Source organism: Kytococcus sp. Marseille-QA3725, assembly GCF_054950055.1.
In genome coordinates, this window is record NZ_JBUCLA010000002.1 from 466,602 (window position 1) to 482,347 (window position 15,746).

A 15,746-nucleotide genomic window follows, 5' to 3' on the forward strand; every position below is an offset into this window, starting at 1 on the left:
GTGCCGAGGAGGACAGGGGGACACCCAGCACTCCGGTCACCGTCTGCCCATGACCCGAGTCATGCGCGGGCACCCGGGTCCGGGCACGGGTGCCCCACCCCCTCAGGCGCTGGGGTCGAGCAGCAGCTTGCCGCTCGAGCGACGCCCGGTGAGGTCCTCCTGGGCACGGGCGGCCTCACTCAGCGGGTACACCTCGCCGACGGTCAGCTCCAGGTCGCCGTCGGCGACCAGGGTGAAGACGGCTCGGGCGTGCCGCAGCAGCTCCTCACGGGCGGCGACGTAGGTGGCCATGCCCGGGCGGGTCAGGTACGCCGACCCCGCCTGGTTGAGCCGCTGCGGGTCCACCGGCGGCACCGGTCCGCTGGCCGCGCCGAACAGGCAGAGCAGGCCACGTGGCGCCAGGCTGGCCAGCGAGGCGTCGAAGGTGCTGGCCCCCACGCCGTCGAACGCGACCTTCACCCCGGCCCCACCGGTGATCTCCGCGACGCGCTCGGCCACGTCCTCCCGGTCGTAGCGGACGATGTGCGCCGCCCCGGCGCGGCGGCCCGCCTCGGCCTTCGCGTCGGTGGAGCAGGTGCCGATGACGGTGACGCCGTCCAGGGCGAGGATCTGCGTCAGCAGCAGGCCGACGCCGCCGGCCACCGCGTGCACCAGGGCGGTGTCGCCGGACTCCAGCGACCACACGTCGCGGGCCAGGAAGTGGGCGGTGATGCCCTGCACCAGGGCGGCCACCGCCTGGTCGTCGCCCAGCCCCTCGGGCACGGGCACCAGCTTGTCGGCCGGCACGACCGCGTGGGTCGTGTAGCCCTGCCCGTTGACCAGACACCAGGCCACGCGGTCGCCGACGGCCACGTCGGTCACGCCCTCGCCGACGGCGGCCACCCGGCCTGCCCCCTCGTTGCCCGCGGTGGCCGGCAGGTCACCGGGGTAGAGGCCCTCGCGGTAGTAGGTGTCGATGAAGTTGACCCCGGCCCGGGCCACCTCGACCACCACCTCGCCGGGGCCCGGCGTCGGGTCCTCGGCCTCGCGGACCTGCAGGACCTCGGCCCCGCCGTGCTCTTCGAAGATGACGCTGCGCATGCGCGTCAGCCTGTCACGCCGGCGGGGCGAAAGGGCGGCCCACGCCCACCAGCGGGCGACGGCCGCCAGGACGAGGCCCACGGAGCCGGTCGCGATCGTCGTCAGTGCGTGGACGAGGGTGGTCACCGCCATCGGGTGCCGGCGCACCGCCGCGTAGAGCGCCCCACGGAAGAACAGCTCCTCGGCCACCCCGTTGACCAGTGCCAGGGTCACGACGAGTGCCAGGTTCCCGACCCTGGCGTGGTCCAGCACCGCGTTGACGCTCTCCTCGAGCAGGGGGACCCGGGTGGCCACGAGGGCCCCCACGACGAACAGGGCGATGACCCCCACCGCCATGAGCAGGGGCTGCACAACGACCCGGCGCCGGCGCAGCGATCCTGCTGACGTGGCTTCCTCGGGGAAGCCCGTGCCGGTGGCCCGGGCGGTGCCGCCCTCGGAGGACGTGTCCTGGGATGCGCCGAAGGTGGGGGCATGGCGCCAGCCCAGGAGTCACCCCGGGTGGCGTGCCGTGTCAGTGGAGGCCTCTCGGTGGGGCTTCGTGCGGCCCTTCCTCGGACGCTCCTGCCGACGGGGTGGGGCGTTCCTGGTGCGCCGATTCGCTGACCCGCTCGAAATGTGCCCAATATCACTGGGTCCCTGTGGTTGACTGCCGGGCGGTCCGCGAGTGATCGGCCACACAGGCTGCGCGGAAAAGCACACTGAACGGGTGAGGAGACCCATGAGCACCGCTGGGAACGTGGCGGGCGAGAAGACCTTCCTGGGGCATCCCCGAGGCCTCGCCACGCTGTTCAACATCGAACTGTGGGAGCGCTTCTCCTACTACGGGATGCGCGCCATCCTGCTCTACTACATCATCGACACGGCGGCCAACGGCGGCCTGGGACTCACCGAGAACGTCGGTGCCGCGGTCGTCACCACCTACGGTGCCGCCGTCTACCTGCTGTCGATCGTCGGCGGCTGGGCCGCCGACCGGGTGATCGGCCCGCAGCGCAGCGTGCTGATCGGTGGCGTCATCATCATGGCGGGCCACCTGTGCCTGGCGGCCCCGGGTGAGGTCTTCTCCTGGGTCGGCATCGTGCTGGTCGCCCTGGGTACCGGCTTCCTGAAGCCGAACGTCTCGACGATGGTCGGCCACCTCTACGAGTCGCGGGACGCCCGCAAGGACTCGGCCTTCACGATCTTCTACATGTCCATCAACATCGGTGGATTCGTCTCGCCCTTCGTCGTGTCCTTCCTGAAGAACCAGTGGGGCTACCACGCCGGGTTCGCCGCCGCCGCGGTCGGCATGGCCGCGGCCCTGCTGGCCTACGTACTCGGCCGTCGCACGCTGGCGGTGGAGTCCTCGCAGGTCCCCAACCCGCTGACCCCCACTGAGCGTGGCCGTCTGCCGCTGCTGGTCCTCGGTGCGGTGGGCAGCGTCGTGGCCGCCGTCCTGCTGTCCCGCCTGTGGCGTGACAACTGGTTCGACGCGGTGATCGACGCGACGTCGATCCTGTCCGTGGTGGCCTCCGTCGCCTACTTCGTGGTGATGTTCCGCAGCAAGAAGGTGACCGCGCCGGAGCGTCGTCACCTGTGGGCCTACCTGCCCATCTGGCTCGCTGCCGTGGCCTTCTGGATGATCTTCGAGCAGGCCGCCAGCCAGATGGCCGCCTACGCCGCGTCGCGCACCGACCTGGACTCCCTCGGCTTCCACTTCAACGAGGAGTGGTTCCAGTCGATCAACCCGCTGAGCATCATCCTGCTCGCGCCGCTGTTCGGCATGCTCTGGTCCGCCCGGGCGGGCAGGTTCCCGTCCACGGCCATGAAGATCGCCATGGGTGTGGCCATCGCCGGCATCTCCTTCCTGCTGCTCGGCTGGGCCGCCGTGACCTTCCCGGGTGCCACCAGCCCGGTCTGGGTGCTGGCGGGTGTGTTCGTCATCCAGACGATCGGTGAGCTGTGCCTGAGCCCGGTCGGCCTGTCGGCCACCACGTCGCTGGCCCCGAAGGCGTTCGCCTCGCAGGCCATGGCGCTGTGGTTCCTGTCCTCGGCCACTGGCCAGTCCATCGCCGCCCAGCTCATCCGGGCGATGGAGGGCATGCGTGACGCCGCCTTCTTCTTCACCACCGGTGGCATCGCGGTCGTGTTCGGCCTGCTGCTCCTGGTGATGGTGCCGAAGGTGGCCGCCCTCATGGAGGATGCGGAGCCGGACCACGAGGCCACCGCCCACTGAGGCAGCCTCCGCGCACGGTGGCCCATCGGGACGAGCTCCCGGTGGGCCACCGCCGTGTCCGGGGTGGGGAAGGTGCCCGGAGCAGGGCGTCTCCTGACCCTCTTGGGCAGACCCTTGCCGGTCGTTCACCACGCGTTCACGCCGGGACCATGAACGTGCCACTCCCGAGCCCCAGAATCCGTCCCCATGACTGCCTTCTCCGCCTCCTCGACCACCGGGGTCGCCCGTCGTGTCGTCCAGCCGTCCCGTCGACTCGTCCTGGCCTCGGGGGCCGCGGTCGCGGCGGTGACCGCGTCCCCGCTGCTGGCCGGCACCGCGACGGCAGGTGAGGCCTACCCCTTCCGCCTGGGGGTGGCCAGTGGTGATCCGACTCCCGACGGCGTCGTCCTGTGGACCCGCCTCGCGCCGGACCCCGTCGCCCCCGACGGCCTGGGTGGCATGGGCTCGGCCACCACGACCGTCGAGTGGGAGCTCGCCACCGACGAGGGCTTCCGCTCCGTGGTGCGTCGCGGCTCGGTGACCACCAACGCCGACGTGGGGCACAGCGTCCACGTCGAGCTGAGCGGTCTGCGCGCGGCCAGCTGGTACTTCTACCGCTTCCGCGTCGGGTCCCACGTGTCCGCGGTGGGGTGCACGCGCACCGCCCCGGCAGCCGGCGGCGACGAGCCCACCCGGGTCGGCGTCGTCTCGTGCGCCCAGTGGGAGCACGGCTTCTTCACCGCCTACCGGCACATGGCCGACGAGGCCCCGGACCTGGTGCTGCACCTGGGTGACTACATCTACGAGCACGGCCCCGGCGGCTACCCGGTGTCCTCCGGCCGGGCTCGCGACATGGTGGGCGGGGAGATCTACACGCTGGCGGACTACCGCCGTCGTCACGCCCTGTACAAGACCGACGAGGACCTGCAGCACGCGCACAGCGTGGCCCCGTGGGTGGTGGTCTTCGACGACCACGAGATCGACAACGACTGGGCCGCCGAGTACCACGAGCTGTGGGGCCGGACCGCGTCCTTCCTGAAGCGTCGCTCGGCCGGCTTCCAGGCCTACTGGGAGAACATGCCGCTGCGCCGCTCCTCGGTGCCGACCGCTGACGGCATCCGGCTGTACCGCCGCCTCACCTGGGGGCGCATGGCCACCTTCCACGTGCTCGACACGCGTCAGTACCGCTCGGACCAGACCGGCTGGGTCGGGCCGGTGCCGGACACCTACGACACGCGCCGCACGATGCTGGGCTCGACCCAGGAGGCGTGGCTCGACGAGGGGCTCCGCTCCTCCGGGGCGCGCTGGGACGTGCTCGGCCAGCAGGTGATGGTCGCCCAGTACGACATGCTGGACGGTCCCGGTTTCATGACGAACCAGGACGCCTGGGACGGCTACGTGGCGGCCAAGGACCGGCTGCTCACCAGCATCGAGCGGTCGGGCGCCCGCAACCCCGTGGTGCTCACCGGAGACGTCCACGAGTCGTTCGCCAACGACCTCTGGCGCACGAGCGACAGCGGTCGCAAGACGCTGGGCTCGGAGTTCGTCACCACGTCGATCACTTCCGGCGGCGACGGTGCGGACACCCAGTTCCCGGGCGACGACGACAACCCGCACATCCGCTACCACGAGACCACCCGCGGGTACCTGCGTCTGGACCTCACGGCCTCCTCCTTCACCGGCACCTTCCGGGCGGTCGACCGCGTGAGCACCCGGGGCGGTGCGGTGCGGACCGATGCCGCCTTCCGCCTGGCCGACGGCGTGCGCGGCCTGCAGAAGGCCTGACCCGCCCGACGCTCCGCCTGCCCCCCGGGGCCCGCCTCCCCCCGGGGTGGGGGCAGCACTCCCACGCCCGGCCTCCTGACGTGAGCGCTCGGGGTCACAGCCCTTGGTCCCCGCCGCGATCGTGCCCCAATCGTGACCGGCCGACCCTCGTCGCAGCACCCGCGGAAATGGTCCACTGGCGCGTATGAACATCGCCAGCTACCTCGTGAAGACGGCCGAGCGGCACCCCGAGGCGTGCGCGCTGATCCAGGACGACGCCCGCCTCACCTACGCCGAGCTGCGCGCCACCACCACGGCCGTGGCCGGCTACCTGCGGCAGCAGGGCCTCTCCGAGGGCGACCGGCTGTGCCTGATGCTCCCCAACGTCATCCCGTACGTGCCCTTCTACTACGCCGCCCTCTCCCTGGGCGCCGTGGTCGTGCCGATGAACCCCCTCCTGCGGGACCGGGAGATCACCCACTACCTGCAGGACTCCGGCGCCACCCACATCGTCGCCCTCGGGGGCGAGCTCGGCGCCTCGATGGGGGGTGACGTCGCCGCCGTCGCCGAGCGGCTCGGCGTCACCGCGCACCTCATCGACCCCGCCACCGGCCTCGCCCCCTTCCAGGGCGACCCCGTCACCGAGGTGGTCGACCGCGACCCCGAGGACACCGCGGTCATCCTCTACACCTCCGGCACCACCGGCGTGCCCAAGGGGGCCGAGCTGACCCAGGCGAACATCCACACCAACGTGCTCACCACGCAGGAGACGCTCATCCACCTGGAGCCCGGCGAGGTCGTCATGGGCTGCCTGCCGCTGTTCCACGTGTTCGGCATGACCTGCGCGCTGAACACGAGCGTCCAGGCGGGCGCCACCCTCACCCTGCTGCCCCGCTTCGAGGCCTCCGCGGCCCTGGCGATGGTCGAGCGCGACCGCGTCAGCGTCTTCGAGGGCGTGCCCACCATGTACGGCGCGCTGGTGGCCGCCGCCCGCGCCCGTCAGGAGGCCGGGGAGCCCCCGGTGGACGTCTCCAGCCTGCGCCGCTGCGTCTCCGGTGGCTCGTCGCTGCCGATGGAGACCATCCGTGCCTTCGAGGAGACCTTCGGCGCCGAGATCCTGGAGGGCTACGGCCTCTCCGAGACCTCCCCGGTGGCCAGCTTCAACCACCCGGGCGACACGGTGCCCGGCACCGTCGGTCGTGCCGTGCGCGGGGTCGAGGTCGGCGTCGTCGACCCGGTCACAGACCAGCCCGTCGCCCCCGGTGAGGTGGGCGAGGTCGTCGTCCGCGGCGACTGCGTCATGAAGGGCTACTGGCGCAACGAGGAGGCCACCGCCACGGCCCTGCGCGGCGGCTGGTTCCACTCCGGGGACCTCGGCCGGCTGGACGAGGACGGGCGCCTGTCCATCGTCGACCGGGTGAAGGACATGGTCGTCCGCGGCGGGTTGAACGTGTACCCCCGCGAGGTGGAGGAGGTGCTGTACGAGCACCCCGACGTCCTCGAGGCCGCCGTCACCGGCACGCCCCATCCGGAGCTCGGCGAGGAGGTCACCGCCTACGTCGTCCCGCAGCCGGGCGTGCTCGACGAGGCCGCCCTGAACGATGCCGAGTCGCCCGCCGCGAAGGCCTTCGCCGACGCCCTGCGCGAGCACACGAAGGGCGAGCTGGCGGCCTACAAGTACCCGCGCCACGTGCACCTGCTGCCGGAGCTGCCGAAGGGCCCCACCGGCAAGATCCTCAAGCGCGAACTGGGCTGAGCCCCCGGGCCGTCTCGCGCACCGCCGCGACGTGGTGCCTAGGCTGGAGGCAGAGTCACCACCAACGGCGTCTCCGCCACGAGGAGGAACGATGACACCCGAGCAGGACGCAGGAACGGTCCGTCACGCCCCGAGCCCCGAGTTCGCGGCCCAGGCCAACGCCACCGCGGAGCTCGCCCAGCGCGCCGCGAACGACCGGGAGGCCTTCTGGGCCGAGCAGTCCCGCGAGCTGCTGCCCTGGCACAGCGACTTCTCCGAGGTCCTCGACTGGTCAGAGGCCCCCTTCGCCCGCTGGTTCGCCGACGGCGAGCTGAACGCCTCCTACGCCTGCCTGGACCAGCACGTCGAGGCCGGCCGCGGCGACGAGGTCGCCATCCACTGGGTGGGCGAGCCGGAGGGCGACACCCGCGACATCACCTGGCGCGAGCTGTTGGAGGAGACCTCCCGCGCCGCGAACGTGCTCACCGATCTCGGCGTGAACGCCGGCGACCGCGTGGCCATCTACCTGCCGATGATCCCGGAGACGGTCGTCGCGATGCTGGCCTGCGCCCGCATCGGCGCGACGCACTCGGTGATCTTCGGCGGCTTCGCCCCTAACGCCATCCGCGCCCGCGTGAAGGACGCCGAGGCGAAGGTGGTCATCACCGCCGACGGCGGCTACCGCAAGGGCAAGCCGAGCCCGCTGAAGCCCAACGTCGACGAGGCGCTGAGCGAGGAGGACAACACCGTCGGCAAGGTGCTCGTCGTCCGCCGCACCGGCGCCGACGTCGCCTGGCAGGACGGCCGCGACCTGTGGTGGCACGAGCAGCTCGAGGCCGCCTCCCCGCAGCACGAGGCCCAGCCGATGCCGGCCGAGCACCCCCTGTTCATCCTGTACACCTCCGGCACCACCGGGACGCCCAAGGGCATCTTCCACACCACCGGCGGCTACCTCACGCAGGTCGCCTACACCTCCAAGGTGGTGCTGGACCTCAAGCCCGGGAGCGACGTGTACTGGTGCACCGCCGACGTCGGCTGGGTGACCGGCCACTCCTACCTCGTCTACGGGCCGATGTCGCTCGGCGTCACGCAGGTGATGTACGAGGGCACCCCGGACAGCCCCCACAAGGGCCGCTGGTGGGAGATCGCCGAGCAGTACGGCGTCACCGTCCTGTACACCGCGCCCACCGCCATCCGGGCGGCGATGAAGTGGGGCGACGACATCCCCGCCGGCTACGACCTGGCCTCGCTGCGCCTGCTCGGCAGCGTCGGCGAGCCGATCAACCCCGAGGCGTGGGAGTGGTACCGCGAGCACATCGGCGGCGGGACCACCCCGATCGTGGACACCTGGTGGCAGACCGAGACCGGCGCCATGATGATCGCCCCGCTGCCGGGCGTGACCGAGCTGGTCCCCGGCTCCGCGCAGACCCCGGTGCCGGGCATCTCCGTCGACGTCGTCGACGAGGAGGGCCGCTCGGTCGGCAACGGCGAGGGCGGCTACCTCGTCATCCGCGAGCCGTGGCCGGCCATGCTCCGCGGCGTGTGGGGCGACCCGCAGCGCTTCCGCGACACCTACTGGTCGCGCTTCGCGGGCATGTACTTCGCCGGTGACGGCGCCAAGCGCGACGAGGACGGCAACATCTGGGTGCTCGGGCGCGTGGACGACGTCATGAACGTCTCCGGCCACCGGCTGAGCACCTCGGAGATCGAGTCGGCCCTGGTCAGCCACGACGCCGTCGCCGAGGCCGCGGTGGTCGGTGCCTCCGACACCTCCACCGGGCAGGCCGTCGTCGCCTACGTGATCCTGCGCGGTGAGGTGGCCGAGCAGCGCGGCGAGGGCGCCGACGACAGCGAGCTGGTGGAGGAGCTGCGCTCCCACGTCGGCCGCGAGATCGGCCCGATCGCCAAGCCGCGCACGGTGACGGTCGTTCCCGAGCTGCCCAAGACGCGCTCTGGCAAGATCATGCGTCGTCTGCTGCGGGACCTGGCCGAGGGCAAGGAGATCGGCGACGTGTCGACGCTGGCCGACCCCTCGGTGATGGACTCCATCCGTCACCCCTGATCGCCTGGAGGACCCATGACCGGCACGGTGCCGCGCGGACTGCTCGCGTGGTCGGCGACGCTGCTCACCGTGCCGGTCGTCCTCGCCGGGTGCTCCGGCGACGAGTCCTCGGGGCCCGAGGCCGAGCCCGTCCCCATCACGACGCCGGCCGCCCCGGGCGCATCCGGTGACGAGGCCGAGTCCCCCTCCCCGCGGCCCGATCCCTCCCGGAGCCGGAGCCTGACCAAGCTGGAGCGGTACCAGCGGATCGCGTTCATCATGCCGTCGGACAACGTGGCCTGCCTCATCGAGGAGCAGGGCGTCTCCTGCGACATCCGCAACACCAGCTACCAGCACACCGTGGTGAACGCGGCCAACTGCGTGGAGCCGACGGTGGAGCTCTACCGCGAGGAGAAGAAGCCGGTCTGGACCTGCTCGCGCAGCTCCCGGTTCGTCGACGCGCAGACGCAGAACGACGGCCGCTGGGTGCGGGGGGTGCCGAAGGGGCAGAGCACGAAGATCAACATGATCGAGCACACCGAGCTGCCCTACGGCCAGGAGATCAAGGCCTTCGACTTCCGGTGCGAGAGCCAGGAGACCGGGGTGCGCTGCGAGCGCCTGTCCGACGGGCGCGGCTTCCGCATGGCCTCGCGGGACTACGACCTGTTCTGAGCCTCCCGGTCGGCGTCCGGGTGGCCGGCCCGGGCGTTCCGTCCCGGGTGCGCCGGCCACCAGACGCGGTCGCCCACCAGGTCGAACACCGCCGGCACCACGACGGTGCGCACCAGGAAGGTGTCCACCAGGATGCCCAGCCCGACCACGATGCCGACCTGCGTGAGGGTGATGATCGGCAGCACCCCGAGCACCACGAACACGGCGGCCAGGACGATGCCGGCGCTGGTGATGACGCCACCGGTCGCGGCGACGGCCCGCACCATCGCCGAGGCCGTGTCGGGTCGGCGCCCGGCCACGATCTCCTCCCGGGCCCGGACCACCAGGAAGATCGTGTAGTCGATGCCCAGGGCCACCAGGAAGATGAAGGCGTAGAGCGGCACCGGGGTGTCCAGGGCGGGGAACCCGAAGACGTGTTCGCTGAGCAGCGCGCCGGCGCCCAGGGCGGCCAGCGACCCGATGACGCTGATCGCCACCAGCAGCACCGGGGCCACCACCGAGCGCAGCACCACCACGAGCACCAGCAGCACCATCACCAGCATCAGCGGCAGGATCACCGTCATGTCGCGGATCACGCCCTGCCGCTGGTCCACGGCCTGGGCCTCGCTGCCGCCCACGAGCGCGTCGGCGCTGGTCGAGCGGGCGGTCGCACGGACCGCCTTGACCACCTGGCGTGCCTCGGCACTGGCCGGGGCGGCGTCGGTGGTCACCTGCACGCGCTGCCAGGTGCGCCCGCGGCTCTCGGCGACCTCGCCGGGGCGCGCTCCGGTGACCCCGTCGATGCCGTCGACCGACTGCAGGAGCTCCGCCGTCTCCGGGGCGGGGCGGTCCCCGGATGGTGCCTCGTCCACGGGCACCAGCACGTCCAGCGGGGTGGCCGCGCCGGCGGGGTAGTGCTGCTCCAGGGTCTCCAGGCCGGTGACGGACTCAGCCTCGACCCGGAACTGGTCGGCTTGGGAGAGTCCGACCTTGGTGCCGGCGAGCCCGGCGGCCATGGTGCCCAGCGCCAGCAGCGAGGCCGCCAGCACCACGGCGGGGTGGCGCACCACCCCGGTGGCGATGCGGTGCCAGAGGCCCGACTCGGTCGGGTCCGGCTGCCCCGGGCGCGGGACGAACGGCCAGAACAGGCCCCGTCCGCAGACCGCCAGCAGGGCCGGCAGCAGGGTCAGGGCGAACACCAGCGCCACCAGCAGGCCCACGGCGGCGGCCAGCCCGAGCGACCGGGTGGAGGGCTGCACGGCCAGCAGCAGCAGAGCCAGCGTCAGCACGACGGTGACGTTGCTGGCCAGGACGGCGGGCAGCGCCGCCCGCCAGGCCCGTGCCAGGGCCTGCCGGTGGTCGGTGGTCTCGCGCAGCTCGTCGCGGTACCGGCTCACGAGCAGGAGGGCGTAGTTCGTGCCGGCACCGAAGACCAGCACGCTGGTGATGCCGGAGGTGGAGCCGTCGAAGGCCAGGCCGGCGGCCTCGGCGACGGTGCCGGCGACGGTCGCGGCCACCCGGTCGGCCAGTCCCACCACCAGCAGCGGCACCAGCCACAGCACGGGGGAGCGGTAGGTCACCAGCAGCAGCACCGCCACCACCAGGGCCGTGACCACCAGCAGCCGCACGTCGGCCCCGGCGAAGGCGTTGGAGACGTCGGCGGCGAAGCCGGCCGCGCCGGTCACCTGCGTGGTGGTGCCCGGCGCCAGGTCGCCCGCGGCGTCGCGCAGCGCGTCCACCAGTTCCGGTCCGTCGGCCTCCAGTGCGTCGGAGGCGACCGGCACCACCAGCAGCGCGGCCTCTCCGTCCTCACTCGGCAGGGGACCCTGCACCTCCGCGTCGTCGGGGCGGGCGTCCTCGGGAAGTGCCTCCAGCAGGGAGGGCGCCTTCTGCTGGAGCTGCCCCAGCACCTCGCGGTCCAGCGGGCCCGACTCGTCGGTCACCACCACGGCGGGCGCGGAGTCTCCCCCGGGGAAGCCCTCGAGCACCTCGCTGACCTGCGTGGACTGCGAGTCCTGCGGCACCGAGGCGGGCGCTCCCTCGTCCTGCGCGCCGGGCAGCCCGAGCAGTGCGGCGGCCGCGAGGGCCACCATCAGCAGGGCCACCAGGGGTGCGGCCACCTGACTGGTCAGCCAGCCGCGCTCGGTCGGCGGGCCGGATCGGGTGACGCGTGTGGCTGACATGGACGAATCCTGTCACTCCGCAGGGCGCACGCACGGGACCGGGCAAGTACGCTGCCCGCATGGCGCCGTCGACGATGACCAGCTGGTGGAGGGACAACCCACCGCAGCACCTGCCCGGCCTGCTCCACGGCACGGCCGCGGAGTTCCCCGACCGGGTCCTGGTGAACCGCCGCCAGGGGCAGACCTGGGTGGACATCACCAGCCAGCAGTTCCTGGAGCACGTCAACAGCGTGGCCCGCGGCCTGGTCGCCGCCGGTGTGGAGCCCGAGGACCGGGTGGTCCTCATGGGCAAGACGCGGTACGAGTGGGCGCTGCTGGACTTCGCGATCCTGTCCGCCGGGGCCATCGCGGTGCCGGTGTACGAGACGAGCTCGGCCGACCAGCTCGCGTGGATCATGTCGAACTCGCAGGTCACCTGGGCCCTGGTGGAGAGCGACCGCATGGCCGGCACCGCCCGGGACGCCGCCGAGCAGGCGGGCGTGGACCTGCGGGGCGTGTGGGCCATGGACGGCAAGACCGTCGAGGACCTGGACCAGCTCATCGCCGGGGGCGCCGAGGTCGAGCAGGCGGAGATCGACCGCCGCTGCGAGGGCCTGCTCCCCGAGGCGACCGCCACCCTCATCTACACCTCCGGCACCACCGGCCGCCCGCGCGCCTGCGTGCTGCCGCACCGGGCTTTCATCGAGGAGGTGACGGCCGCCTACGAGGGGCTGCCCGAGCTCTTCGAGGACGAGGCCTCCACGCTGCTCTTCCTGCCGCTGGCGCACGTCTTCGGGCGGATGGTGCACTTCGCCGTCATCGGGGCGGGTGCCCGGGTGGGGCACACCGACACCGCGCGCGTCACCAAGGACCTGCCGGTGTTCCGGCCGACCTTCGTGCTGGCCGTGCCGCGCGTCTTCGAGAAGATCTACGAGTCGGCCCACCTCAAGGCCACGAAGGCCGGGCGCGAGAAGGTCTTCAGCCGTGCCACCCGCACCGCCATCGCCTACTCGCGGGCCATGGACACCGGGCGCATCTCGCCGCTGCTCCGGGCGCAGCACGCGGTGTTCGACCGGCTGGTCTACCGCAAGGTGCAGGACGCGTTCGGCGGGCGGCTCGTGTGGGCCATCTCCGGCGGTGCCGCGCTCGGTGAGCGGCTGGGGCACTACTTCCGCGGCCTGGGCGTCAACGTGCTCGAGGGCTGGGGCCTCACGGAGACCGCCGCCGCGGCTGCGGTCAACCGCCCGAACATGCAGCGGATCGGCAGCGTCGGCGTGCCGCTGCCCGGGTTCGAGGCCCGCCTCACCGACGAGGGCGAGATCCAGGTGCGCGGCGGGCACGTGTTCGCCGGCTACGAGAACCAGCCCGAGGAGACCGCGGCCGTGCTCGGCGAGGACGGGTGGTTCTCCACCGGCGACCTCGGCACCCTCGACGACGACGGCTACCTGCACATCATCGGGCGGGCCAAGGAGATCATCGTGACCGCCGGCGGCAAGAACGTCGCCCCGGGCCCGCTGGAGGACGTCCTGCGCTCCTACCGGCTGGTCAGCCAGGCGATGGTGGTCGGCGACGGCCGCCCGTCGGTCATGGCCCTCATCACGCTGGACGAGGAGCAGCTGCCCGAGTGGCTCAAGGAGCACGGGCGCGAGCCGCTGCCGGTGTCGGAGCTGACCGAGGACCCGGACGTCCGGGCCGCCGTGCAGCAGGTGGTCGACCGGGCCAACCGGACGGTCAGCAAGGCCGAGGCGATCAAGAAGTTCACCATCCTGCCGCGCGACTTCACGCTCGAGCAGGAGGAGATCACCAACTCCCTGAAGGTCCGCCGCCACGTCGTGTCGGAGCACTTCGCGGACGAGATCGAGGCGATGTACGGCCAGCGCTCCCACTCCTTCCGTGACTGAGAACCAGCTGGCCACCGCGAAGCCGCACTACGCGGCACGCTGGGAGAACGCCGTGCGCAGCCGCGTGGCGGACGTCCTGCGTTCGCGCGGGTGGCTGCCGCGCCCGACGGCCTTCGTCGGCTACGGCACGCTCGACCAGGCCCGCGTGTACGCCCGCGTGCAGCTGCACCGGCCGCACCAGGAGGGCGCGCTGCCGACGGCGGTGCAGGACGTGCAGCAGTTCCTCACCCGCCGTGGGTGGCGGGCGTTCATCAGCGCCCCCGACGCCGGGGTGCCGGTCAAGGTGACCCTCGGCGACGCCGTGGTGATGGCCCGGGCCGACCGGGGCGGCTACGTGGAGCAGGTGCTCACCGGGCACGGGCTGCCGCCGGGCACCCACCGGGTGACCTTCGAGTGCCCCGGCGGGGCGATCTCGCAGTCCGACGTGCACATCGCCGACCCGGCCGCGCGGATCGGGCTGGTCAGCGACATCGACGACACGGTGATCTCCACCCACCTGCCGCGACCGCTCATCGCGGCGTGGAACACCTTCGCGCTCACCGAGCAGGCCCGCACCGAGGTGCCCGGCATGGCCGACACCTACCGGGCGGTGCTCTCGCAGCACCCCGGAGCGCCGGTGTTCTACCTGTCCACCGGGGCGTGGAACACCCAGCCGTTCCTGCACCGCTTCCTGAAGCGGCACGGGTTCCCGCCCGGCACACTGCTGCTCACCGACTGGGGACCCACGAACACCGGGTGGTTCCGGTCCGGGCGAGCGCACAAGGAGCGGCACCTGGAGCGGCTGGCACAGGAGTTCCCGGACGTGCAGTGGGTGCTCGTCGGGGACGACGGCCAGCACGACCCGGTCATCTACGACGGGTTCGCCGAGGCCTGGCCCGGGCGGGTGGCGGCCATCGCCATCCGGCGGCTGACCGCCATCGAGCACGCGCTGAGCCGTGGTCTGCCACTAGCGCTCGCGGAGATGGCGCACAAGTACCAGGGGCAGGTGCCGGTGGTGGCGGCGTTCGACGGGTTCGAGCTGCTGCCGCAGCTGCTGCGTGCGGTGGGCGGCAACGGGTGCGTGCTGCCGCTCGGTGAGCCGGGCGGGTTGGACGAGCTGGAGGCTGGTGCGGCCGAGTCCGCGGACGGCCGGGCCAGCGAGTCCGAAGGCGGCGCGTCCGGTGCGGGCGACCCCGGCCGGGAGGACGCGCCGGGTGCCTGAGCTGCCGGAGGTCGAGGGCCTGGCCGCCGCGCTGCGGGAACGCACTGCGGGGCGGGTGGTGGTCGAGACCCAGCTGGCCAGCTTCAGCGTCCTCAAGACCGTGGCCGTGCCACCGCAGGCGCTGCACGGGCGGCCGGTGGACGACGTGCGGCGGTACGGCATATACTTGGACGTCGTCGTGGACGGCACCCACGTGGTGGTGCACCTGATGCGGGCCGGGTGGGTGCTGTGGCACGACGAGCTGCCGAGTACCCGCCTGCGGCCCGGCGGCAAGTCGCCCGTCGCGCTGCGCGTGGCGTTCGACGACGGGTCGGGCTTCGACCTCACCGAGGCCGGCACCCGCAAGGGCATGGCTGTGTGGATCACCGACGAGCTCGGCGAGGTGGAGGGGCTGGCCGCCCTCGGGCCGGACGCGCTGAGCCTGCGCCCGGTCCTGGAGTCGTCGTCGATGGCGGGGGCCGGTGAGGGCGGTAGCGCAGGTGGTGGCGGTGGTGGTGACGTGGGTGCCACGGGAGATCCGGCGGGGGAGGGCGTGCCGGGTGGCACGGCATCGACCACCGCACCTCCGACCAGCCCCGAGGATCGGGCCACGTTCTGGGCCGGGGCGCTGGCCGACCGGCGCAACCAGATCAAGCGGGTGCTGCGGGACCAGGCGGTGGTCAGCGGCATCGGCAACGGATGGTCCGACGAGATCCTGCACGCGGCGCGGCTGTCGCCCTTCGCGCTGGCGGCGAACCTGGACGCCGAGCAGGTCGGGCGGCTGGCCGAGGCGGTGCACGAGGTGCTGCTGGGCGCCACCGAGCGGGCCGTGGGGCGGGCGCCGGCGGAGCTCAAGGACGGCAAGCGGTCGGGCATGCGCGTGCACGGCCGGACCGGGGAGGCGTGCCCGGTGTGCGGCGACGTGGTGCGCGAGGTGACCTACGCCGACTCGTCGCTGCAGTACTGCGCCACCTGCCAGACCGGTGGCCAGGTGCTCGCCGACCGCAGCACCAGCAGGTTCGTGCGCTAGCCCGGGCCCCG

10 protein-coding genes are annotated in these 15,746 nt (G+C 72.6%); 8 read left to right on the plus strand and 2 right to left on the minus strand.

Annotated elements, in window-relative coordinates:
• Nucleotides 1-102: 102 nt before the first annotated feature.
• Entirely contained in the window at nt 103-1,416 is a 1,314-nt protein-coding gene (locus ACY8FT_RS10290) for a zinc-binding dehydrogenase (RefSeq protein WP_462418802.1), read from the minus strand.
• Between the two features lie 382 nt (nt 1,417-1,798).
• On the opposite strand from ACY8FT_RS10290, the gene ACY8FT_RS10295 reads away from it, so the two are divergent.
• From ACY8FT_RS10295 to ACY8FT_RS10315, 5 genes are all read left to right on the plus strand, one after another.
• A complete protein-coding gene (locus tag ACY8FT_RS10295) occupies nt 1,799-3,292 on the plus strand; it encodes a peptide MFS transporter (protein ID WP_462418803.1) in 1,494 nt (497 codons plus the stop codon).
• Between the two features lie 186 nt (nt 3,293-3,478).
• The gene (locus tag ACY8FT_RS10300; RefSeq protein WP_462418804.1) at nt 3,479-5,056 is read left to right on the plus strand and encodes an alkaline phosphatase D family protein; all 1,578 of its coding nucleotides are present in this window, start codon (nt 3,479-3,481) and stop codon (nt 5,054-5,056) included.
• A 184-nt stretch (nt 5,057-5,240) separates the two neighbouring features.
• The gene (locus tag ACY8FT_RS10305; RefSeq protein WP_462418805.1) at nt 5,241-6,791 is read left to right on the plus strand and encodes a long-chain-fatty-acid--CoA ligase; all 1,551 of its coding nucleotides are present in this window, start codon (nt 5,241-5,243) and stop codon (nt 6,789-6,791) included.
• Between the two features lie 91 nt (nt 6,792-6,882).
• Nucleotides 6,883-8,832: an acetate--CoA ligase gene (gene acs / locus ACY8FT_RS10310; RefSeq protein WP_462418806.1), complete on the plus strand. Its 1,950-nt coding sequence runs from the start codon at nt 6,883-6,885 to the stop codon at nt 8,830-8,832.
• 15 nt (nt 8,833-8,847) lie between these two features.
• A complete protein-coding gene (locus tag ACY8FT_RS10315) occupies nt 8,848-9,483 on the plus strand; it encodes a hypothetical protein (RefSeq protein ID WP_462418807.1) in 636 nt (211 codons plus the stop codon).
• On the opposite strand, the gene ACY8FT_RS10320 is transcribed toward ACY8FT_RS10315, so the two are convergent.
• Nucleotides 9,468-11,645 (minus strand): MMPL family transporter, encoded by a 2,178-nt coding sequence (locus tag ACY8FT_RS10320; protein WP_462418808.1) that lies wholly within the window; start codon nt 11,643-11,645, stop codon nt 9,468-9,470. The genes ACY8FT_RS10315 and ACY8FT_RS10320 overlap by 16 nt on opposite strands.
• 59 nt (nt 11,646-11,704) lie before the next feature.
• Here ACY8FT_RS10320 and ACY8FT_RS10325 point away from each other — a divergent pair, with 59 nt between their 5' ends.
• Genes ACY8FT_RS10325 through ACY8FT_RS10335 form a run of 3 tightly spaced genes read left to right on the plus strand, consistent with a single transcriptional unit; the run spans nt 11,705 to nt 15,735 of the window.
• Nucleotides 11,705-13,525, plus strand: coding sequence for an AMP-dependent synthetase/ligase (locus ACY8FT_RS10325; protein WP_462418809.1), 1,821 nt, complete (start codon nt 11,705-11,707; stop codon nt 13,523-13,525).
• Nucleotides 13,518-14,726: an App1 family protein gene (locus tag ACY8FT_RS10330; protein WP_462418810.1), complete on the plus strand. Its 1,209-nt coding sequence runs from the start codon at nt 13,518-13,520 to the stop codon at nt 14,724-14,726. The genes ACY8FT_RS10325 and ACY8FT_RS10330 overlap by 8 nt, the downstream gene beginning before the upstream one ends.
• The gene (locus ACY8FT_RS10335) at nt 14,719-15,735 is read left to right on the plus strand and encodes a DNA-formamidopyrimidine glycosylase family protein (RefSeq protein WP_462418811.1); all 1,017 of its coding nucleotides are present in this window, start codon (nt 14,719-14,721) and stop codon (nt 15,733-15,735) included. Before ACY8FT_RS10330 ends, ACY8FT_RS10335 begins: the two co-directional genes overlap by 8 nt.
• Nucleotides 15,736-15,746: the final 11 nt, after the last annotated feature.